We start from the raw sequence: 21834 nt of genomic DNA on the forward strand, positions 1-21834 counted from the left end.
GATGAGCAAGCCCGTGGCCGAATGCGGCGCCCTGTGGACCCGGATCCTGCCGCCGGGGGCGGCCGCCCCGATCGAGTACCCGACCCCGCACGGCAGCGTCGCGGCGGTCCTGGCGGAACGGCTGGCGGGCGCCGGCGTCCCGGCCGGGCCGCTGGCGATCGTGGTCCCGGACCGGTGGCTGGACGGCGACCGCCGGGGCGTGGTCCAGCACGAGTCGTTCCGGCAGGAGCTCGCGCCGTTCCCCGACCTGACCTGGTACGGCCGTTCCCCCGCGGTGGCCGCGCTGGCCGCGCGGGACCACGGCGCCGGCGTCTACCTCGTCTGCGACCTGGGCTGGTCGGGGGCGAGCCTCGGGCTGTGCCGCGTGGACGGCCCGATGATCGAACTGCTGGCGGGCGAGTTCGAGCCGCGCGCGGGCGGCGGCGCGTACGCGCAGGCCGTGACGGCGGGCCTGCCCGACCAGGTGCGGCGGCGGTTCGCCGGGGTGCAGGCCGCCAAGGCGGCCAGGGCGCGCGCCGTGCTGTCCCGCGCCTCGGACGGCTACCTGGACGACCCCGTCTACATCATCGACGGCGTCGAGTTCAGCGCCGGGCTGCTCATCGAGCGGTTCGGGCCGCTGGCGGAGCTGCTGGGCGAGCGGATCCGGAGCCTGGGCTGGTCGTACGACCGGCTCGTCGTCAGCGGCGGGTTCGGCGAGTTCCCGCTGGTGGAGCGGGCGCTGCCGGGGCCGGCGCTGCGGCTGGGCCCGGACGCGTCCGTCCGCGGCGCGGAGCTGCTGGAGCGCGGGACGTTCGCGATGGCGCGCCCCGGCCGCGTCGACGTCCGCCTGCCCGTCCACCGCGTGGCGAACGGCCTGCTGGAGACGGCCGAGGTGGAACTCGTCCCGGGCCCGGGGAACTTCGCCTTCCTCGGGCGGGAACCGCTGCTGGTCAGCCGCGCGGGCGACGGGCCGGGCATCGTGCTGCGCGCGGCGGACGGCCGGGTGCCGCTCACCGTCGGCGGCGCGCCCGGGACGATCCCCGTGCGCAACGACGTCGCCTGCCGGATCGGTCTCAGGTCGACGGTCAACGGGTCGGCGCTGCTGCTGTTCAGCCCGCTGATCGCGGACGCCGAGCCCACGCTGGTACCACTGGACGACTGGGAGCCCGCTTGAGCGCCGAGGAGTTGTTCGCGTCGCTGGGCCGCGCCGTGGACGAGCTGGTCGTGGCGGCCCGGGCCGTCCCGCCCGACGACGACGCCGCCGCGTACGCGTTCGTGACCGACCTGTCGGCGGCCCTGCGCCGGCTGCCGGAGCTGCTCCGGCTCGTCCCGGAGCTGGCCGACACGGCCGACCTGGGAGGCACCCGCCGCAGGAGGCTGGAGGAGTGGCACGAGGAGCTGCAGGAGCGGGAGGCGGAGGTCGCCCTGCGGCTGGCCGAGCTGGAACGCGTCCGGCCGCTCGTCGAGGAGCTGCGCCGCAAGGCCGCGCTGCGGGAGCGACTCGGCGCCGAGCTGGACGAGCTGCGGCGCCTGGAGGCGCTGGGCGCCGGGCTCGACACGCTCCTGGACCAGCACGCGCTGATGGACCGCCGCCGCGCGGAGCTCGCGCAGGTCGCCGAGGAGGAGCAGCGGCTGGGCCGGGCGGTCCGGGAACTGCAGGCGGTGTCGGCCGCCGAGCTGTCCGGGCTGCGGGAGGAGGTCGCCCGCGCGATCGACGAGGGCGCCCGGACGGAGGCGGACGTGGAGTCGCTGCGCGCCCGGCTCAAGGCGGAGCAGGCCGAGCTGGAGCGGCTGGGCGCCGAGCACGAGGAGCTGCGCGAGGAGGCGGGGCGGCGGCTGCCGTCCCTGACGCTGCACCGCGACGCGGAGCGCGCGCTCGTCGAGGGGTTGGCGATGGGGGCGCTGACCAAGGCGTCCGGGCTGCGCCACGCCCAGCGCGTCATGGACGAGATCGACGAACGCCTCCGCGCCCTGGACGCGGCGCTCAAGGAGGCCCTGCGAATCCACGACAGCGCCTACGAGCAGGCGAGGGAGGACCGCCCCCTGACCGGCGGGCCCTGACGCGCGGCGTCAGGGACGGGGGCTCGCGGAGGGTGCCGGCGGCGACCAGGCGACCCCGGGCACCGGCGCCACGGCGGCGGCCAGGTCGCGCAGCCACCGGCTCCCGCCGGAGGCGGCGAGCGTGGCCTCATCGGCGGCCTCGGCGAAGAGCGCCGTGTCCGCGCCTTCCCGGACGGTGACCCTGGTGCTGGTCACGGCCGCGGGACGGCCTCCCACCGTCGTGCCGGTCCGCAGATCCGGGTCCGGCCGCTCGACCCCGATCGCGATCCACCCGGGTTCGGGGGCTCCGATCCGGGCCGGCGGGTCCTGCGGCCCGTATCGGAGCGCCACCCGCGGGCGGGTGCCGGGGGTGGGCGCCGAGGAGACGGTGCCGATCAGCCGGTTCCGTTCGCCCAGCATCGACGCGGGCGCGGTGACGGGCGCCCTGACCACGGCGCGCCCGTCCGGCAGCACGCTCTGCGCGACGCGGTGCGCCACCGTGCGGTCGGCGCCGTCGCCGCGCACCGACGCGAACGCCCACGCGCCGGGCGCCCACTCCCACGCCACCTCGACCGCGCCCGGACGGGTCACGGGACGGTCCGGCCAGAACGCCCGGCGGCCGTTGACGTCCGGCGCCCTGGTCCCGGACGGGACCCAGGGGCGCCCGTCGCGGCCGGCCAGCCGGTCCCGCGGGAACATCGTGACCAGCCCGTCGGCGCGGCGCGGGCCGTCCCGGTCGGCGAGCCGCAGGTGGGCGCGCTGCCGGTAGCGGCCCGTCTCGTAGTCATCGGGTGTGAAGCCCCCGGCCGACCCGACCCGGAAGTGCTGGCGGGTGAGGTCGAACTGGCTGGGCGGTGCGACCGGGCGCACGTCGTCGGGCGGCATCGTCCGCCCCAGCAGCGTGGAGGCGACGGCGACCGCGGCCACCGCGGCCACGAGGGTGCCGGCGCCCGCGATGCGGCGGTTGCGCGACCGGCGGCGGCCGGCCCGCACGGCCGCCGCGATGTCGACGCGGGTCGCGGCGTCCGGTCCGGTGTCCCGGAGGGGCGCGAGCAGCCGCCGCGCGTCCACTTCTTCGCGTTCTTCGCGGTCCACGGTTCACTCCCCCCTGAGGATGGCCGGCATGTGCTCGCCCAGCAGGCCGCGCAGCGTGGCCAGGCCCCGCGAGGTCTGGCTCTTGACGTTGCCGGTGGAGCACTGGAGGATCTCGGCGGTTTCGGCGACCGACAGGTCGCACAGGAACCGCAGCACCAGGACGGCCCGCTGCTTGGGAGGAAGCCGCGCGAGCGCGGTGTGCAGCACGGTGCGCGTCTCCACGTCCGGGCCCGGGGGCGCGGGCGCTTGCGCGGGCGTGTCCCTGGGCGCCCCTGACAGCCTCACCCGGGACCACCAGCCAAGCTGCTGGTCGTTCAGGAAGCACCGGACGAGCATTTTCTCAACGTAGCGGTCCAGATCGTTCGCCTGCTGTGCGCGCCGCCAATGGGTGTAGAGGCGGGTGAGGGTCATCTGGACCACGTCATCGGCCCGGTGGGCGTCCTTGCAGAGGTAGTGCGCGATCCGCCGGAGACGGGGCAGGGACACGGTCACGTACGCGACGAAGTCCTCTTCCTCCGCTGCCTTCATCGGCCGCCTTCCCGGTGCCCCGATCTCTTTTACGGGACGGGGGCGGGGCCGTGAAGGGGGTACCGCCGTATCCGCCATCCGCGTCCTCACCCGCTGCCCTTCCGCTCGGGCGGCCGTCCCGTGATGGGCCGCACGTCCCACGCCCGGACGCCGCCGACATCCCGGCCCGGGCCCAGCAGCCCCTCGACCGTGGTGCGCAGCGCCTCCCGCCGGGGATGCGGCCCGAGCACGACCGCGTCCGCCCGCCAGAACCGCAGGTCCGCGCGGGCCGTGGCTCGCTCGGCCGCGGTGAGCGCCGGGACGCGGCCCGAGTCCGCCACCTCGCGCAGCAGGGACGAGGTCGGCCGCGGAACCGCGCCGTAGACGCCCGTGCGGTCGGGACCGTACGGGCCGACGAAGTAGCCCTCCACGATCGGGAACCCCAGCCCCGCGTCCACCTGCCAGCGCAGCGCGGCGGCGTTCGCCGCGTCCGGCGGCGGCACCACGAGCACCGAGCCGCCGCCCCCTCCCACGTACGCCCGCCAGTGGCCCTCGGTGAAGAACGCCGGCGTCGCGGGACGGTCCTCGGCGAGCAGCGGCCGCGGGGCGATGGGCAGCAGCGCCTGGACGAGCACGATCCCCCAGACCATCCGCAGCGGCGCCGCCCGCCACGGCGCCGCCCGCCACGGCGCCGCCCTCGCCACCCCCGCCACCTGGTCCGTGGCGGTGGCGATCAGGATCGCCATGGCGGGCACGCAGATCATGGCCATCCGCGACTCCAGCACCGACTCGTACAGCGGGAGCCTGGACAGCAGCAGCCACGGCCCGGCGATCCCGGTCCCCTCGCCGCGCACGATGATCTCCGGCCCGAGCGAGAGCACGGCGGACACCAGGGCGACCACGCCGAGCGCGAGCGCGGCCGGCTGCCGGCGCATCCAGATCACCAGCACGACGACCAGCACGAGCAGCGGCCAGCCGAAGAAGGCGTTCTGCTCGGTGGTGCTCGCGGCGACCGGGCCCACCGTGCTCGGGCCGCCCAGGGACCGTTCGGCGAGCGCGGGCAACGCCATCAGGTCGTTGCCGGACGGCCCGTGCAGCAGGCTCCGGTAGCTCTGCGGCCCGGTGAACTGCTGGAGCAGCGGGTGGATCGTCAGCGCCAGCGACAGCGCGGCGGCGACGCCGAGCCCGGTCAGCAGCGGGCGGGCCGCGGCGCGGAGGGCCTCCGGCCGGGCCGCCGCGTACGCGAGCCCGAAGACCAGCAGCCCGGTCGCGGCCAGCAGCAGCGCCTCCTCGCCGAGGAAGACCTGGTAGGTGACGAGCAGCCCGAGGAGCACCCCGTCCCGGACCGGGCGTTCCCCGCGCCACAGCGCGAGGAGCCGGTCGACGATCAGCGGGATGACGGCCAGCACGACGAAGTTGGGGTGCGCGTTCGCGTGCGAGACGACCGCCGGGGCGAAGGCGCACAGCCCGCCGCCGATCGCGGCGGCCGGGCGGGAGCGGCCCAGCCGGCGGTGGAGCAGCCGGTACCAGGCGAACCCGGTCGAGGCGAGCCCGCCGGTCAGGACGACCGCCCAGGTCGCGCTCGGCCCGAACGCCAGGGTCACCGGGGCGAGCGGGATCGACACGCCCAGCATCACCGTGTTGGCCATGAGGTTGACGCCGAGCGGGGCGTTCTGCAGGTGGGTGAAGAGGGGGTCGTCCAGGTGGACGACCGCCCGTGCCGTCACGGCGAAGAACCACTCCCACTGGTGCTGGTCCTGCCCGCCGTTGACGAGGTAGCGGCGGCCCGGTGCGGCCCACAGCCGCGCGTACACCAGGACGGACGCCAGCAGGAACGCCCCGGCGACCGCCGGTTCGGAGACGCGCGCCCTGCTCATCGGCCCCGCCCCCGCCGCGCGGTGCGCCGGACCCGGATCAGCTCGGCCGCCACCCTGGGGTAGGCGCCCGGCCGCAGCCTGGAGCCGGGCCGGTGCGTCCAGCGGACCGGCACCTCCTCGATCGTCCAGCCGGACCGGGCGAACAGGGAGAGGATCTCGATGTCGAAGCCCCAGCCGTCGATCGTGGCGAGACCGAAGGCCCGGCGGGCCTTGGCGCCGTCGAAGAGCTTGAAGCCGCACTGGGTGTCGGCGATGCCCGGCGTGGCCAGCGCCCGGATCAGCCGGTTGCCCGCCCGGCCGAGCACCCGGCGCGGCACGCTCCGCTCCACCGGGACGCCGGCCGCCCGGTGCGCCCGCGACCCGATCGCCGCGTCGGCGCCCGCGGCGAGCGCCGCCCGCAGCCGCTCCAGCTCCTTGATGGGGGTGGCGAGGTCGGCGTCGGAGAACAGCACCTGCCGTCCGCGCGAGGCGAGCACCCCGGTCCGGACGGCATGGCCCTTGCCGCGGTTGGCGCCCGACCGGATGAGGCGGACCCGGTGGTCCGCGCGGCGCGCGGCGCGGACCAGGGCGGCCGTCGCGTCGGTCGACCCGTCGTCGACGACGACGAGCTCCCAGCTGATCGGCGACGCGCGCAGGTACCGCCCGATCCTGTCGAGCGTCGGGCCCAGCCGCCGCTCCTCGTTGTAGGCCGGGATCACCACGGCCAGCTCGGGCTCGCCGCGGGAGGCGGGACCGTGCGCGTTCGCCGGGGGCGCTGAGTCGCTCACATGGAGGGGACAGGGCCGGGCCGCCCGGAGGTTGCATCCCGCGCGCGACGAGTTCCGCCGCCGAACGCCGGTGGCCCCGGGCGGACGTCCGCCCGGGGCCACCGGTCGTGTGCGGCACGAGCGCGTCGCGGGGCACGCGGCCGGGTCGTCGCCGCGTGCCTTCGCGGGCTCAGCCGCGCTGGAGGATGTCGCGCAGCACCTGCGGGTAGTTGGTGATGACGCCGTCGACCTTCCAGCCGATCGCCCGGCGCATGTCCTGCCCGGCGTTGACGGTCCACACGTGGATCTCCAGGCCCCGAGCGTGCACCTGGTCCACGGTGGCCTGGTCGATCGGGCCGAGCGCCGGGTTGACCTGCTGCGCCCACGTCGCGGCGGCCGCGATGTCGGCCTCGGTCGGCTTGTTGCTGAACAGCAGCCCGACCGGCACGTCCGGGGCGAGGTCCTTGTAGGCGCGCAGCCACGGGTGGTTGAACGACTGGACGACGACCCGGCCCGACCTGAGCGCGTGGTCGAACACCGGCAGCGAACGCAGCTCCTTGTCCAGGTCGGTCTCGATGCCGGGGTAGAGCTCGGGCGCCTTCGGCTCGAGGAGCATCCCGGCCTGCCGCCCGACGGCGTTCACCCACTCGGCGAGGGTGGGCACCCGCTCGCCCTTGAACTCGGACGCGAACCACGCGCCCGCGTCCAGCCGCTTGATCTCGGCGAGGGTGAAGTCGCGGACGTTCCAGGGGGCGCGGTCGGGGAAGACCTGCTCGACGTCGGTGGTGCGGGCGAGCGTGGTGTCGTGCATGATCACCAGCTCGCCGTCCTTGGTGCGCTGGATGTCGTTCTCCACGACGTCCGACCTGTGCGCGATGGCCAGCTTGACGGCGGCGAGGGTGTTCTCCGGAGCGGCGCCGGACGAGCCGCGGTGGGCGATCACGTCGACCGCGGGCCGGGGGCCGGGGGCGGCGGAGGCGGCGGGGGCGGCCAGCGTGAAGGCGGCCAGCGGCACGATCGTGGCGAGCACGGCGCCGAGAGCGCGCGCGGTGCGAGGCATGGGGGGTTCCCTCTCGACAGCGGACGGCCGCGATCGGCCGCCGGACGATCACCGACCCTGGCCTGCGGAGGCGAATGGGCGGTGACACCCGTCCCAACCTGGCATGACGCTTCGGACCTCCGCAGGCCGATGGGATTACGTGGTCGATCAGGGGGAAATACGCCAACCGCGGCCTCGACCTCCCGGGGGCCCGGAGCCGGCTGCCGCGAGGGAGGACGAGATGGACGGAAGGCCACTGCCGGTGCGTGTCGACGCCCGGCTCGAAGAACCGCTGTCACGCTGGCTGTGGCTGGTGAAATGGCTCCTGCTGATCCCGCACTACATCGTGCTGTTCTTCCTGTGGATCGCGGTCTGGGTCGTCACGGTGATCAGCTTCTTCGCCATCCTCATCACCGGCCGCTACCCGCGCGGCATGTTCGACTTCACGCTGGGGGTGCTGCGCTGGTCGTGGCGCGTCGGCGTCTACGGCTACAGCGCGCTGGCCACCGACCGCTACCCGCCCTTCACGCTGGGGGACGTCGAGGACTATCCCGCCCGCCTGCGGATCGAGTACCCGGAGCGGCTGTCGCGGGGGCTCGTCCTGGTCAAGTGGTGGCTGCTGGCCATCCCGCACTACCTCGTGCTGGCGGTCTTCACCGGCGCGTCCACGAGCGGCACCGGGAACGACGACTCCATGTACCTGTGGGCGGCGTGGATCCCCGGCCTGATCAACCTGCTCCTGCTGTTCGCGGTCATCGCGCTGCTGTTCACGGCGCGCTATCCGCACGGGCTGTTCGAGTTCGTCCTGGGCATGGACCGGTGGGGCCTGCGGGTCGCGGCGTACGCCCTGCTGATGACCGACCGCTACCCGCCGTTCCGGCTGGACATGGGCGGCCCCGAACCGGCCCCGCGCGACGGCGTCCCCGTGATGCCCTGACCGTCAGCCGGAGGCGACGGCGGCGACCGCCACCGTGGCGTAGGGCATCGTGAACCTGCCGCCGATCGCGTCGATGGCCTCCCCGACGCCCTCCAGCACCTGCGCCAGCTGCTCCTGCGGCAGTCGTGTGAAGGCGCCGGACGTCGGCAGCTGGTCGAGCCATTCGTCCCGCGTGTAGGTCCGCTCCCAGTCGAACCGCCACTGCTCGGGGTCGCCGAACCCGCCCGCCTCCCGGATCCCGCCGGCGGCCATGTCCATCATCTGCTGGTAGGAGTCCCGGGTCTGCCGCGCCGCCCGGAAGTCGAACGGCGAGTCGGGCACCGCCCGCTCGTAGGCGGCGGCGAAGCCCTCGGCCACGGCGTCGGGAAGGTCGAACGCGTGCCAGAACGCCGCCAGCAGGCCGCCGGGCCGCAGCACCCGCGCCGCCTTGGCCGCGCCCGCGACCGGGTCGACCCAGTGCCAGGCCGTCGCGGCGACGGCCGCGTCGAACTCCCGGCCCGCCGGGTCCCAGTCCTCGAACGTCGCCACCTCGACCTCGACCCCGCCGCGGCGGGCGTACTCGGCCATCCGCGCGTCGGGTTCGACTCCGAGCACGGCGCAGCCGGCCGCCCGGAGCTGCCGGGCCGCGATGCCGGTGCCGCAGCCGACGTCGAGGACGGCGCGTCCGGGTGCGGCGGCGGCGATCCGCTCCACCAGGGCGTCGGGGTAGGGGGGCCGGGTCCGGTCGTAGCGTTCGGCGTCCACCCCGAAGGACTCCGCGACCTGCCGGTGCCGATGGGGTTCGGGTCTGGAAGGTAGAGTGGGCATGCGCCCACTCTAGTGGGCACATGCCCACTCGTAAAGGAGAGCCGGTGCCGACAGGGGTGCACATCCGCGACGTCCGCGCGCACTTGTTCGCCGCGGCCGAACGCGTCCTGCTCCGGGACGGCCCGAGCGCGCTGACCAGCCGCGCGGTCACCACCGAGGCGGGCGTCGCCAAGGGCGTCCTGCACCGCCACTTCGCCGACTTCGACGACTTCCTCGCCGAACTCGTGGAGGACCGCATCGCCCGCGTCGACGCCCAGGCCGCCGACCTGCGCGACTCCGCCGGGACCGGCACCGTCGCCGGCAACCTCACCGCCGCGCTGACCGGCCTCTTCGGGCCGGTCGCCGTGGCGATCGTCCCCCTCATCACCTTCCGCGACGGCCTGCGCGCCCGGCTGCGCCGGACCCGCCCGACCGGCGTCCCGCTCCTCGCGGAGGCCACGGCCATGCTCGCCGCCTACCTCGCCGCGGAACGCGACCTGGGCCGCGTCGCGCCCGGCGCCGACATCGACATCCTCGCCCCGACCCTGATCGGCGCCGCGCACCTGCTGTTCGCCGACCGCACCGGCCCGCCGCCGGAGCCCGATACCGTCCACACGATGGTGACCACCACCATCGCCGCCGTCCTCCGGACCCCCTGAGAGGGGACACCCTCATGAACGACGATCAGCGCGTCGCGCGCATGCACGCCTCCCTGGCGGGACTGTCGGTCGGCGACGCCTTCGGCGACCAGTTCTTCCTGCACGCCAACCGCCACCTGACCGCCGCGGACCTCCCGCCGCCGCCGTGGGAGTGGAGCGACGACACCGAGATGGCCTGCTCGGTCGTCGACTGCCTGCACGGCCACGGGCGCATCGTCCAGGACGCCCTGGCCACCGCGTTCGCCACCCGCATGGACACGGGCCGCCGCTACGGCGCGGGAGCCCTGGAACTCCTGGAAGGCGTCCGCGACGGGCGGCCCTGGCGGGTCGTGTCGGCCGAGTCGTTCGGCGGCAACGGCTCCTACGGCAACGGCGCCGCCATGCGCGCCGCTCCGCTGGGCGCCTACTTCGGCGGTGACCCGGCACGCGCCGCCGCCGAAGCCGCCCTGCAGGCCGAGATCACCCACGCCCACGAGGAGGGGATCGCGGGCGCGGTCGCCGTCGCCGTCGCGGCCTCCGTCGCCGCCGACGGCACCGAGGCGCTGCTGGAGGCGGCGCTCGACCACACCCGCGGCACCTATGTGCGGCGGGGCCTCCGGCGAGCCCTCGGCCTCCGGAAGGCGACACCGGAGGAGGCGGCGCAGGTCCTGGGCAACGGGTCCCGGATCACCGCCCAGGACACCGTGCCGTTCGCCCTCTGGGCCGCCGCCCGGCACCTGGACGACTACCCGGCCGGGATGCGCGCCTGCGTCACGGTCGGCGGCGACATGGACACCACCGCCGCGATCGCCGGCGGCGTCATCGCGGCCGGAACCGGGGACGCCTGCATTCCGCCCGAATGGCTCGGCTTCCGCGAGCCCCTCCCCGCATGGCTGGACCGCCGCTGACGGCGTGCAATGTCAGGTCTGTGTCATTGACCCCATGGCTCGGCGCTGACCAGCATGAAGCCGCGCCTTCCGCCGCCACCGCAACCCCCTTGGAGCGCTCAACATGCAGGTCGCGATCCCCCTCTATCCCCGGTTCACCGCGCTGGACGCCGTCGGCCCGTACACGGTGATGGCCTTCACGCCCGGCTGGACGGTCACCTTCGTCGGCGCCGAGACCGGACCCGTCCTGGACGACAAGGGCGGGCTCTCCCTCGTCGCCGCCGCCACCTACGCCGATCTGCCGCGCCCGGACGTGATCGTCGTCCCCGGTGGTCCGGGCACCCTCCAGGCCGTGTTCGACGAACCCCTCCTGAACTGGGTCCGCGAGGCGCACGAGCACACGCGGTGGACGACCTCGGTCTGCTCGGGCTCGTTCGTGCTCGGCGCCGCCGGACTCCTGAAGGGGCGCGACGCCACCACGCACTGGGGATGGCTGGAGCAGTTGTCCGGGGTGGGCGCCCGTCCCGTCGGCGAACGCGTCGTCACCGACGGCAGGATCGTGACGGCCGCCGGGGTCTCCGCGGGCATCGACATGGCCCTGAGCCTCGTCGGCGAGGCGGCCGGCGAGACGACGGCGCAGACGGTGCAACTGGCCATCGAGTACGCCCCGGAGCCCCCGTTCCAGGCGGGCACTCCCAAGACGGCACCGCCCGAACTCGCCGAACCGGCCCTGGGCCTCATCGACTTCGAATAGCGATGTCGGTCTCGTCGCCGAGGAACACGGCCGCGCCCAGGGCGACCTCGGAGCCGTAGCGCTGCTCCAGGAGGATGCGGAGCAGGGCCAGCAGTTCGGCCACGTCGCCCGCGTATCTTCCGGAGGCGAGGAGCGTGTCGAGCCGTGCCAGGTCGTCCGGGACGGCGTCGCCGAGCGGCCGGTCGAGCATCCGCCCGGCGGAATCGCGGTAGGTCCCGTGCACCTCGACGTACTCCTCCTCGGACGGGTGCGCGCGGTGCTGGACGGCGAAGTGGCCGCCCCGCGGCGCGGCCCAGACCGAGTGCGGTTTCGCGGGGAACCCGGGCGGCGGCCCTGTCTTCTCCAGAGTGCTCAGGTCGAGGAAGTGGGTGCCCTGGCCGGCCCAGACGCGGCCCTGCCCGGGCAGTACGGCCAAGCCTTCGCCGTACCGGCCGTGCTTGACGGTTCGCTCCGGACGCAGCGTGCCGTCCGCGAGCCGCCAACCGGTGACCGAGCCGTCCGTGTCCACCGTGACCAGCCGGGACGGTGACGCGAAGGCCACCTGCACGGCCCGTCCGGGAGCCGCGCTCCCGCGCGCGATCACCGTTCCGGCCGCCGCGTCCAGCACCGCCGGTTCCGTGCCCCCGAGCGCGATCATTCCGGTCGACCACTCCACCACGACCGCGAACGGCGCCACCGACGCCAACCCCAGGTCGGTGAAGCGGACGGTGCGGCGGGGCGCCTGGTACGGCGGCGCGAGAAGGTGGAGGCGGTCCGGGCCCACCGCGACCAGGCCGCCGTCCGGCGCCGCGGCCAGCCCCTGGATCGTGTCGCCGAAGAGGATCGTGCGTTCGCCGCCGCCGCCGCCGTACCGGACCGGCTTCCCGATGACGCGGCCCGTCAGGGACTCGGTGGAGCCCTCGATCACGATCACGGCGTCGCCGGTGTGCACCGGCGTGCCCCGGCCGTCGAAGGGGTCCACCTGGTGGCGGGCGATGACCTCCCGCTCGGGCAGGGCGTACTCGACGATCACGGCGGCGTCCTCGGCCCGGCCCGCGGCGGCCAGGCGCGTCCCGTCCGGAGACAGGGCGCAGGCCGACACCCGGAGCCCGGACTCGGGCAGGACGGGACCGCGCACGTCGAGGGAGGCGAGCGCGGCGGCGACGCGGTCCGGCGGCATGCTGCGCAGCCGCGCGAACTCCTCCGGCGGGAGGCCGGGCGGGCACCACCCGCCGACCGGCCGCAGTGCGTTGAGCGCCTCGGCGAGCGGGAGATCGCGGGCGAGCCGCCACAACTCGGGCCACGCCTGCTCGGCGGCCAGCCGGTCGGCCAGGAAGCCGCGCTCCCGGACGCTCATCGCCCGCGCCGGGGCGGTGCCGATCAGGACGCGTACCAGGTCGAGCTCGCCCGCCGCCGCGACCGCCGAGCGCACCCGGGCGCGCAGCCCGGCCGAGGCGCCCGCGTAGGCGGCGGCCAGGAGCGTCCCGTCCGGGTCGTGCGCCCGGTACTCCCCGTACCGCTTGACGATCAAGAGGAACGCCGCCCGGACGACCGGATCGGCCGGGACGAGCCCGCGCTCCACGCAGATGCGGACGGCGATCTGCCGCACATGCTCGGGGGTGCCGTCGGCGAGCACGCCCTGGCACAGCTCTTCCGGCGGAGCCGTCCCGAGCGCGAGCCGGCTGAGGCGCCACGCCGGGACGCCGCCGCTCCGGGGCGCGGCCTGGCCGCGGTCACGGAGGAACGCCCACAGCCTCGGGGACGGTGCGCGGATCCAGGACGACCACGCCCAGGCCACCGTGAGGTCGTCGAGGGGATGGGGGTTGCGCAGCAGCGCGTCCAGCAGCGTCTTGTGCTCGGGCCCCGGGGACTTCTCGACCTCCAGCCAGAGGGCGCCCAGCGCGGGTTCGACGGCGTCCGCGCATGCCCGCCGCGCCCCCTCGCACACCTCCTCGTCGGCGTCGGCGAGCAGCGCGGGCACGGCGGGCCCGGCCTCGGCGTCCCAGCGGGCGAGGAGGCGGCCGTGCAGGGCGGCGGTCGTCCAGCGCGCGCCGCCCCCGGCGGCGATCAGGCCGTGCTCCCGGACGACGGCGCGGAGGCCGGGATCGCGGTCGCGCGCCCACGCCCGCGCGATCCAATCCCGCGACCAGGCGCGCAGCGGGTGGTCGAGATGCCTTTCCGCGGTGGCCAGCTCGACCACCAGGGCGCGTGCGGGGCCGCCCGCGCCGGCCCGGCGTTCCAGCGCGGCCAGGTGCGGCCCGCCCTCGTCCGCCGCCCGCCGGACCAGCCGTGCGGCCGCCCACCGTCCCGGCCTCATCGGCGGCCTCCTCGGATGCCCGGTGAATGCCCGGTCGCGTGCCTGGTCCCGTCGCGTTCGCCGATCGAGACTGTGCGGACGCAGGGGTGCACGGCGATCCATTATCCAAGGCCGTGCGCGCCGTTCGCGAGAGGAGGAACGAGAATGCGGATCGTTCGCGTCATGTCGACCGCCGTGCTGGGGGCCCTTTCCCTGACGCTGGTCGGGGGCGTCGCCGTCGCCGCCGAGGACAACCACTGGAGGGCCGGAACCGGGAACGCCGCGGTCGCGGCTCCCTTGGACCGCGAGTACGGCATCCCGCTGGACCGTGAGTACGGAGCCCCGCTGGACCGCGAGTACGGGACCGACGGGACCCGGGTGACCTGACCCGTCAGCGGCCGTCCACCGCGGTGCTCCCGGACGGGGTCAGATGGTCCTGGAGCTCGCGGTGCCGGAACTGGTACGTGGCGCCGTTGACGCGGAGCAGGCGCGCCTCGCAGGCCCAGTCGAGGAACGTCCACAGCCGCAGTGGGAGCAGCCCGCGGGCGGCCGCGACGGCCAGGCCGATCATCGCGCGAGACCACGCGACCGCCCCGAACGCGAGACCGAAGGCCACGCCGCCGACCAGCGCGCACGCCAGCGACGTGACGGCGTCCTGGTTCAGGACGAACACCAGGAATGCGGCGACGCCGCCGGTGAGGCCGAAGGCCACCCCGATCGCCGGGTTGCGGCGGAGGGCCTCCCGCGGGTGCGCCAGCTCCGCGTCCATGCTCCACCCGCCCGTGGCGACCTTGAAGACGGTCCCGAGCGCGAAGGCCAGGACGAACGCGCCCGCGGCCCCCGCGGCCAGCGGGACGGGACCCGCCCCGGCGAGCCGCAGCGGCGGCAGCCCGGTGATCGCGCCGCACAGCCCGAAGCCCAGCAGGGTGACGGGCTCGGCACGGATCGCCCCGGACATGGTCATGCGCTCGGCGCCGCGCCGCCCGGCCGCGGTCAGCCCGATGACCGCTCCGAGCACCAGGCCCCCGGCCGCCCCCGCGGCGACCGCGAACCCGGGCCCGAAGACCCTGCCGCCGGTCAGCGCCAGCCCGGCCAGGCCGCCGAGCGCCCCGGCCGGGGCGCCCGCCAGGCCGCCGAGCAGGCCGCCGACCACGCGCCGCCTGCGCGGGACGCCGCTCCGCCCGCCGGCCGCGGACGGCCACGGCGACAGCGACAGGCCCGTGGCGATGCCCACCCAGCCCGCCATGAGCGCCACGGTGAGGCCGCCTTCCGGGGTGAGCCCGTCGCGCAGCCCGCCCGGATCGTCGACCGCCGAGCCCTTCCAGAACGCCAGCATGGCGATGACCGCGAACACCGCGCAGCACGCGCAGTGCAGCACCCGGACCAGGCGCCGCCCGCCGATCGGCCACACCAGGTGCGGGACGATGTCGATCGCCGTCAGACCGGGCGGCGGACGTCCGGTCGCGGCGGCGTGCGCGGCCTGCCACCGCAGATGCTCGGCCAGCGCCACCAGCCACGCCCGCACCTGCCCGGGGTCGTAGGGGGTGCCGTGCGCGGTGCGGGGGGCGAGCTCCGTCGCGGCCGGGACGTAGGTGTCCAGCAGCCTCCGGGCGATCCGGGCCGCCGCCGCGCGGGGATCGTCGTCCGGGTCGGCGCCGAGCAGCTCGGCGGGGTCCGCGCCCGACTCCACCGCGGTCACGGTCAGCAGCAGCCGCCACGGCGTGGCCAGGGCGGCGTGGACGGCCGCGCCCGACGGCCCGGACAGGGCCGCGAGCACCGCGTCCCGGTGCGCGCCGCACGGATGCCCGTCCGGCCAACGGGCGTGCAGGTAGGTGCCGATCTGGTCGAGGGTCATCTCGCGCAGGTGGATCCGGGTGGCGCCGTCCAGCCCGGCGCGGGCCGCGCGCAGCTCGGCGTGGCGGTCGGCCCGGCAGGTCACCACGACCGCCCCCGGCCGCCGCCCGGACGGGTCGCTGTACCGGTTGAGCTCGGCCAGCAGCCCGATCGCCCGGCGGGGCGGGCCCGTGGACGGCTCGGGGTCCAGTTCGTCCAGGCCGTCCAGGACCGGCAGCACCCGGCGGTCCCGCACCAGCCGCAGCGCGTCGGCGGACGCGAGACCGAAGTCCTGGACGAGCTGTTCGGCCAGCCACGGTTCGAACCGGCTCCCCAGCGTCCAGCGGGCCGCGTTCAGGCGTACCGGCACCGGCTCGTGGTGATCGGGGGGCCGTCCGCCAGGGGTCAGGAAGGGGTCGAGCAGTTGGAGCACCAGCTCGATCGCGAGGACCGTTTTGCCCGCTCCCGCCTCGCCCACGACCAGCAGGCGCCGCGGGCTCAGGTCGCCGAAGAACCGGCCGATCGAGTACAGGTCGTCTCCGGGGGCGGCGCCCTCGCCCTTGCCGTCGCCGGTGTCGGGCCCGTAGGAGACGGGGGCGAGGCTGTACCCGCCGAGCAGGCCCTTGCGCGCCCGGTCCTCCTCCCCGGCCACGCGCCGGACGAGCAGCTCGACCGCGTGGTCGTGCGCGTGGTCATGGTCGAGGGCCGCCTGCCCGTCCTCCGCGGGCGCCTCCACCACCTCCACTGCCACGTCCACCGCGGAAGACGGCCCCGCCGCGGCCGCGGCCGTCATCGCCGGGGACGGCCGTCCTCCCGACACGGCCAGCGCCTCCCGCGCCGCCCGCCAGCGTTCGAGCTCACCGGGGATCAGCCCGGCCGGATGGTCGCCGTAGCGCAGGCACGCGGTGACGAACGCCTTCACGAAATCCCAGCGCGGCAGGCTGTCCGGCCGCCGGAGCACGTTCGAGACCGTGCTCTTGGGCAGCGCGTCGACCGTGGCGCCGTCCGCGGTCACCGTCTGGCCGCCGAGGGACCGCAGCCTGCTCAGGGACGGCTCGCCCGCCCACTGCCTGAGCCGTACCAGCGACGCGACGAACTCCGCCGCGCTGCCGGCCCCCGTGGGATCGGGCGGGGAGGGACGGTCCGGAGTCATCGGTCCCCCCTTCTCACCAGCGACCACTCCAGCGTCGCCCGGCCGCGCCTGGGCCACCGGCCGCCGTCCCGGAACGTGCCCTCGATCGTCTGGACATGGCGTGATTCCATCAGGAAGTTGCGCGCCTCGTCGGCCTCGACCAGATCCCGGCCGACCGCGATGGGAACGAACCCGTGCCGCGGGATGTAGACCCATCGGCCGCGATCCCAGTCATACGGGTCCAGCCAGTGGTGGCGGACCGTGCCGGACACCCGCACCTCCGCCCCGGACCGGGTCAGGACGAACGATCCCTGCGAGCGCAGCAGGCTCATCCTGCTGACGTAGAACAGCTCCGTCCCGATGAACGCGTTGATCCGGGCGTCCCAGTGGTCGCCGAGCCAGGTCGACGCGCCGTCCCGCAACCGGCCGGCCTCCCGCGCTAGCTGCCGCTCGAACCTGCGCCGGTTCTTGGCCTCGGCCTTCCTGATCACCCGGAACGAGCGCAGCCAGCGCGTCGGCAGCGTCCGCGACTCCCCGGCGCCGTCCAGGAAGTGCTCCAGGAAGCCGGACGCCATCGGGTGGACGTCCCGGCCGCCGTCGACGATCGACCGGAAGGTCGCGGACAGCTCCGGGACGGGCCTGCCCGTCCGCCGCCGGAAACCTCGCAGGAACATCCCTCGCCAGCCCGTCCGTCGGTTCGTCCGTCCGGTCACGTGCACGTCCGCCGGAATCTCTCGCCCGGTACATAGTGCTCCCATTCGGCCCGGGTGAACGAGCGGCCCGCGTTGGCGCAGGTGGTGGCGGCGGGGTCGGCGGGCACGGCGACGTTCCACAGCCGCGCCGTGCGGTCGTTGCCGACGGTGGCGAGGGTGGTCCCGTCCGGGGCGTAGGCGATCGCGGCCACCGTTCCGGCGTGGCCGGTCAGCGGCGGCCCGATCTGGCGGCGGGTCGCCAGGTCCCACAGCCGGACGGTGCGGTCCGCCGAGCCGGTGGCGAGGGTGCGGCCGTCCGGGCTGAACGCGATGGCGGCGACGGCGTCGGTGTGGCCGGTCAGGGCGGCCCCGACGGGGCGGCGCCGCGCCACGTCCCACAGCTGCACGCCACCGTTCGCGGCGGTCGCCGCCAGCGTCCTTCCGTCGGGGCTGAACGCCAGGTCTTGGGCGATGCCGTCGGTGGTGCCGGTCAGCGGTGCCCCGATCTGGCGGCGCGCGGCCACGTCGAAGAACCGCAGGGCGCGGTCGCCGCCCACGGCGGCGAGGGTGGCGCCGTCGGGGCTGAACGCCATCGCCCGGAGGGAGGCGTCGCCGGGGACGGTGATGCGGGGGCCGTGCTCGCGGCGGCCCGCGACGTCCCAGAACCCGATGGAGTGGTCCTTCCCCCCGGTGGCGAGGAACCGGCCGTCGGGGCTGAACTCCACCGGCGGGGCGTCCCTGTCGGTGGCGAGGGGCGGGCCGATCTGGCGCTGGGCGGCGGTGTCCCACACCCGGACGTTGCCGCGGGCGCTCGCCGTGGCGAGGGTCCGCCCGTCCGGGCCGAACCGGACCTTGTAGAGGATGTCGTCGCCCGGGGCGCGGATGTCCCCGGGGCGCAGGGCGGGCCCGATCCGGCGCTGGGTGGCGACGTCCCAGAGCCCGGCCGCACGGTCGGCGCCCTCCGACCCCGGCTCCGCCCGAGGGCCGGGGGCGGCCAGCGTCCTCCCGTCCGGGCTGAAGCGGACATCGCTCAGCGCGGGCATCGCGGTACCGGCCTGCCGGTGGGACACCGGGTCCCACAGCCACACCGCGCCGTCCTCCCCGGCCGCCGCGAGGAGCCGCCCGTCCGGGCTGAACGCCGCCTTCTGGACGGGCTGCCGCTTGTCGGCGAGCGGCGGGCCCACCGGCCGGCGGGCGGCGGTGTCCCACAACCGGGTGAAACCGGTGGCCCCGGCGGTCACGAGCCGCTGACCGTCGGGCGAGAAGGCGACGCCCTGGAAACCGCGGAAATGCCCCTGGCCGTCCGGGTCCCGCAGCGGGCCGCCGATCTGGTCCCGCGTGGCGAGGTTCCACAACCGGACGGTCCCGTCCGTGCTCGCGGTCGCGAGGGTCGTCCCGTCCGGGGCGACGGAGAGGTCTTCGACGTCGGCGGTGTGCCCGGTGAGGGCGCCGCCGACCTGGCGGCGGGTGGCGATGTCCCAGAGCCGCGCGGCGTCGTCGTTCCCGGCGGTGACCAGGCGTTTCCCGTCGGGGGTGAAGGCGACCGCGTTGACGGCCCGGTCACCGGTCCGGGTGTCGGGGCGGCCCAGGGCGGCGCCGCTCCTGCGCCGCGCGGCCACGTCCCAGAGCTGGGTGGTGCCCTCGTAGCCCGAGGTCGCCAGCGTCCTGCCGTCCGGGCTGAACGCCATCGCCTGCACGGAACCGATCGGGTCCGCGGGGCTACCGGGGTCCAGCGCGCCGCCCAGCGGCCGGCGGGTGGCCACGTCCCAGAACCGGACGCTCCGGAAGCACGCCGTGGCCAGCACCTTCCCATCGGGGCTGAAGGCCATGTCGAACCCCGCGGAGCAGGACGACAGCACCCCCTGCGCGGCGGCGATCGGGGCGCCGGACTCCCGGCGGGCCGCGGTGTCCCACAGCCGCACCACGCCGTCGCCGCCTCCGGTGGCGATCAGCGAGCCGTCCGGGCTGAACGCCAGCTCGGTGACGGGGCCGGGCCCGCGGAGAGCGCCCCGGCCGGGCCGCGTCGCCACGTCCAGCATCCGGTGGCGCGCCTCCGGCGTGGGCGCGACCCGCCACGCGGCCACGGCCAGCAGCGCGGAGACCGTCGGGTCGCCGGCCACCTCGCTCTGCGCCGCCAGCTGCCGCGAGACCGCGAGATCGCGCTGCCGCCCCGCGTCACCCGCCGCGTCGACGGCGGCGCCGGCCGCGACCAGGGCGACCACCGACAGCACCGCCAGGCCGGCCATGACGAGACCGCGGCGGCGCCCCGCCTGCCGGGCCGCCCGCGCCGACGCCGCGACGAACGCCTCCACCGTGGGGCCGGGCGGCGGGAAGCTGTCGGGATCGCGCTCCCAGCGGGGCCGGCTGTCCTGCACCGCCAGCAACCGGGCGCCGCGGTAGAGGAACGCGGCGTCGCGGTGGTGCTCGGCCCACTGCGCGGCGTCCTCGATCAGCCGGTCGTACACCCCGTGCGCGGTCAGATCGGGCTCCAGCCACTGCCGGAGGGCCGGCCAGGCGCCCAGCAGCGCGTCATGGGAGATCTCGACGGCGTCCTCGTGCAGGGTGAGCAGCCGCTGCTCCGCGAACGCCGACAGCAGCGCCTCGACCCGGGCCCGGTCCTCCGCCGAACGCGCCGGCGCGGCGGCGTGCACCTCGGCCCGCGTGGCCCGCCGCCGCGCCACCCGCCCGCCCGCCGTGATCAGCGTCAGCCGCCGGAAGATCCTGAACGCCGTCTTGCGGTCCTCCGCCGGCAGCCGCCCGAGCACCTCGTCGGCCGTGCGCCGCACCGAGTCGCGGACCCGGCCGGACTCCTCGTACCCCCGCACGGTCAGCCGGCCGTCCTCGCGCCGCTCCCAGGTGTTGAGCAGGGCCTGCGACAGCAGCGGCAGCGCCCCGTGCCGGTCGCCGGCGTCCAGTTCGTCCAGGATGGTCTCCACCAGGCCCGGCTCGATCTCCAACCCCGCGGCCGCCGCCGGACCGGTGATGGCCAGCCGCAGATCCGGCTCCGCCATCGGCTCCACGATGACCTGGCCGTCCTGGATGGCCTCGGCGAACTGCGGGTAGGCCGCGCACCGGTCCCAGTAGTCGGCGCGCACACCCATGACCACCGCGGCCGACGCTTCGGCCATCGCGTGCAGCGCCCGCACGAACGCCTGCCGCTCCCGCTCGTCGGTCACCAGCGTGAACAGTTCCTCGAACTGGTCGACCACCAGGACGAGCCGGCCGCCCGGCGGGCGGGCGTGCCGCAGCTCCTCCAGCACGGTTCCGGCATCGCCGCCGAACTCCTGCGCCAAGACCTCGGCCAGGGTGCGCAACGGCTCGGCGGTCGGCGTCATGAGCAGCCGCGGCCAGTCACGCGAACCCTCGACCGGCAGCGTCCCCTGCGCCAGCGCGGGCAGCAGCCCCGCCCGCAGCAGCGACGACTTGCCCACCCCCGAGGCGCCCGACACCAGCAGGATCGATCCACGGCCCTCCAGCCGCGGCGCCAGGCGTCCAACGAGGTTCTGGACGGCCCGCGCACGCCCGAAGAACAGCCCGCTCGTCCCGGCCTCGAACGGCGCGAGGCCCTGGTACGGGCACGCATGCGGCCGGACCCCCGCCGGGGGCCGACGGTGGCCGCCCTCGCCCATGGCGTTCATTCTGGCCAATCGCCGCCGCGCCGATCAATCACGGTCGTCCGATTCCGTCCGCTTCCGTCCCACCGGTGGCCGGAACAGGCAGGACACCGCTTCGATGAACCCGCCGACACCGAGGAACGGATGCCGACCGGCCATGACGACCATGAGCGAATCCCCGCCGGACATCACAGGGCCCCCGCTGGGCGAGCTGCTGCGCGGATGGCGGGAGCGGGCGCTGCTGACCCAGGAGCAGCTGGCCGAACGATCGGGGCTCAACGTCCGGACGGTCCGCCGGCTGGAGAACAACGAGTTCCAGCCTCGCGTCACCTCCATGCTGCTCCTGGCCGAGGCGCTGGCACTGGACGGCGCCCAGCGGGCACTGCTGGCCGCCGTCGCCCACGGCCGCCCGGCGGGACGCGACGAGCCCGCGGTGACCGTCCCGCGGCAGCTCCCCGCCGACATCGCCGCGTTCGTGGGCCGTGAGCGGGAACTCGCGGCCCTGGAAGCCCGCCACGGCACCTACGCCGCGGACGTCTTCGCCATCGACGGCATGCCCGGAGCCGGCAAGACGGCGCTGGCCGTGCGCGCCGCCCACCGGCTCGCCCCCCGGTTCCCCGACGGGCGGCTCTTCATGGACCTGCACGGCCACACGGAGGGAACCGCCCCGGTCGAGCCGGGCGAAGCGCTCGCCCGCATGCTCCGCGCACTCGGCGTCCCAGGCGAGCACATCCCCGGCCACACCGACGACCGCGCCGCGCTGTACCGGGGCGTCCTGGCCGACCGCAGGGTCCTGGTCGTGCTGGACGACGCCACCGACGAGCAGCAGGTCCGCCCGCTGCTGCCCGCCGGGCCGGGCTGCCGCGTGATCGTCACCAGCCGGCGCCGCCTGACCGGCCTGGACGACACCCGCACCCTCTCCCTGGACGTCCTGCCGCCGGCGCAGGCGGTCGCCCTGTTCAGCCGCGCGGCCCGCGTCCCGGACACACCGGCCGTGGCCGAG

18 protein-coding genes are annotated in these 21834 nt (G+C 75.8%); 8 read left to right on the top strand and 10 right to left on the bottom strand.

Annotated features, from left to right (window positions below; translation table 11 throughout):
- The first annotated feature begins 1 nt into the window (after position 1).
- Positions 2–1153: a hypothetical protein gene (locus ACFPZN_RS22570; protein WP_378284072.1), complete on the top strand. Its 1152-nt coding sequence runs from the start codon at positions 2–4 to the stop codon at positions 1151–1153.
- A complete protein-coding gene (locus tag ACFPZN_RS22575) occupies positions 1150–2040 on the top strand; it encodes a coiled-coil domain-containing protein (protein ID WP_378284073.1) in 891 nt (296 codons plus the stop codon). The genes ACFPZN_RS22570 and ACFPZN_RS22575 overlap by 4 nt, the downstream gene beginning before the upstream one ends.
- A 9-nt stretch (positions 2041–2049) precedes the next feature.
- On the opposite strand, the gene ACFPZN_RS22580 is transcribed toward ACFPZN_RS22575, so the two are convergent.
- The 5 genes from ACFPZN_RS22580 to ACFPZN_RS22600 form a co-directional block, all read right to left on the bottom strand.
- On the bottom strand, positions 2050–3114 hold the full coding sequence (locus ACFPZN_RS22580) for a hypothetical protein (RefSeq protein ID WP_378284074.1): 1065 nt from the start codon (positions 3112–3114) through the stop codon (positions 2050–2052).
- A gap of 3 nt (positions 3115–3117) precedes the next feature.
- Entirely contained in the window at positions 3118–3642 is a 525-nt protein-coding gene (locus tag ACFPZN_RS22585) for a SigE family RNA polymerase sigma factor (protein ID WP_378284075.1), read from the bottom strand.
- Positions 3643–3728: 86 nt separating this feature from the next.
- Positions 3729–5498 (bottom strand): hypothetical protein, encoded by a 1770-nt coding sequence (locus ACFPZN_RS22590; RefSeq protein ID WP_378284076.1) that lies wholly within the window; start codon positions 5496–5498, stop codon positions 3729–3731.
- Positions 5495–6265 (bottom strand): dolichyl-phosphate beta-glucosyltransferase, encoded by a 771-nt coding sequence (locus tag ACFPZN_RS22595; protein ID WP_378284078.1) that lies wholly within the window; start codon positions 6263–6265, stop codon positions 5495–5497. The genes ACFPZN_RS22590 and ACFPZN_RS22595 overlap by 4 nt, the downstream gene beginning before the upstream one ends.
- A gap of 169 nt (positions 6266–6434) precedes the next feature.
- Positions 6435–7304 carry a glycerophosphodiester phosphodiesterase gene (locus ACFPZN_RS22600; RefSeq protein ID WP_378284079.1) on the bottom strand — a complete coding sequence of 290 codons (870 nt, stop codon included), beginning with the start codon at positions 7302–7304 and terminating at the stop codon, positions 6435–6437.
- Positions 7305–7524: 220 nt separating this feature from the next.
- On the opposite strand from ACFPZN_RS22600, the gene ACFPZN_RS22605 reads away from it, so the two are divergent.
- Positions 7525–8220 (top strand): DUF4389 domain-containing protein, encoded by a 696-nt coding sequence (locus ACFPZN_RS22605; protein ID WP_378284080.1) that lies wholly within the window; start codon positions 7525–7527, stop codon positions 8218–8220.
- A gap of 3 nt (positions 8221–8223) precedes the next feature.
- On the opposite strand, the gene ACFPZN_RS22610 is transcribed toward ACFPZN_RS22605, so the two are convergent.
- Positions 8224–9027, bottom strand: coding sequence for a class I SAM-dependent methyltransferase (locus ACFPZN_RS22610; protein WP_378284081.1), 804 nt, complete (start codon positions 9025–9027; stop codon positions 8224–8226).
- Between the two features lie 44 nt (positions 9028–9071).
- Between ACFPZN_RS22610 and ACFPZN_RS22615 the strand changes: the two genes are divergently transcribed.
- The 3 genes from ACFPZN_RS22615 to ACFPZN_RS22625 all read left to right on the top strand — a co-directional run bounded on the left by ACFPZN_RS22615 (position 9072) and on the right by ACFPZN_RS22625 (position 11285).
- Positions 9072–9665, top strand: coding sequence for a TetR/AcrR family transcriptional regulator (locus tag ACFPZN_RS22615; protein ID WP_378284082.1), 594 nt, complete (start codon positions 9072–9074; stop codon positions 9663–9665).
- Positions 9666–9679: 14 nt separating this feature from the next.
- Positions 9680–10552: an ADP-ribosylglycohydrolase family protein gene (locus tag ACFPZN_RS22620; protein WP_378284083.1), complete on the top strand. Its 873-nt coding sequence runs from the start codon at positions 9680–9682 to the stop codon at positions 10550–10552.
- A gap of 103 nt (positions 10553–10655) precedes the next feature.
- A complete protein-coding gene (locus ACFPZN_RS22625) occupies positions 10656–11285 on the top strand; it encodes a DJ-1/PfpI family protein (protein WP_378284084.1) in 630 nt (209 codons plus the stop codon).
- Here ACFPZN_RS22625 and ACFPZN_RS22630 read toward each other — a convergent pair.
- Positions 11269–13581, bottom strand: coding sequence for a hypothetical protein (locus ACFPZN_RS22630; protein WP_378284085.1), 2313 nt, complete (start codon positions 13579–13581; stop codon positions 11269–11271). The genes ACFPZN_RS22625 and ACFPZN_RS22630 overlap by 17 nt on opposite strands.
- 144 nt (positions 13582–13725) lie before the next feature.
- Between ACFPZN_RS22630 and ACFPZN_RS22635 the strand changes: the two genes are divergently transcribed.
- The gene (locus ACFPZN_RS22635; protein WP_378284086.1) at positions 13726–13947 is read left to right on the top strand and encodes a hypothetical protein; all 222 of its coding nucleotides are present in this window, start codon (positions 13726–13728) and stop codon (positions 13945–13947) included.
- A gap of 4 nt (positions 13948–13951) precedes the next feature.
- Here ACFPZN_RS22635 and ACFPZN_RS22640 read toward each other — a convergent pair whose 3' ends face one another.
- The 3 genes from ACFPZN_RS22640 to ACFPZN_RS22650 are packed head-to-tail and all read right to left on the bottom strand — an operon-like array spanning position 13952 to position 20846.
- Positions 13952–16546 carry an NACHT domain-containing protein gene (locus tag ACFPZN_RS22640; RefSeq protein WP_378284087.1) on the bottom strand — a complete coding sequence of 865 codons (2595 nt, stop codon included), beginning with the start codon at positions 16544–16546 and terminating at the stop codon, positions 13952–13954.
- A complete protein-coding gene (locus tag ACFPZN_RS22645) occupies positions 16543–17199 on the bottom strand; it encodes a hypothetical protein (RefSeq protein WP_378284088.1) in 657 nt (218 codons plus the stop codon). The genes ACFPZN_RS22640 and ACFPZN_RS22645 overlap by 4 nt, the downstream gene beginning before the upstream one ends.
- A 35-nt stretch (positions 17200–17234) precedes the next feature.
- Positions 17235–20846, bottom strand: coding sequence for an NACHT and WD repeat domain-containing protein (locus ACFPZN_RS22650; protein ID WP_378284089.1), 3612 nt, complete (start codon positions 20844–20846; stop codon positions 17235–17237).
- Positions 20847–20997: 151 nt separating this feature from the next.
- Here ACFPZN_RS22650 and ACFPZN_RS22655 point away from each other — a divergent pair.
- A partial coding sequence (locus tag ACFPZN_RS22655) for a helix-turn-helix domain-containing protein (protein ID WP_378284090.1) occupies positions 20998–21834 on the top strand: 837 nt, incomplete at its 3' end.

This window comes from Actinomadura rugatobispora, assembly GCF_042656285.1.
GTDB classification, from domain to species: Bacteria; Actinomycetota; Actinomycetes; order Streptosporangiales; family Streptosporangiaceae; genus Spirillospora; species Spirillospora rugatobispora.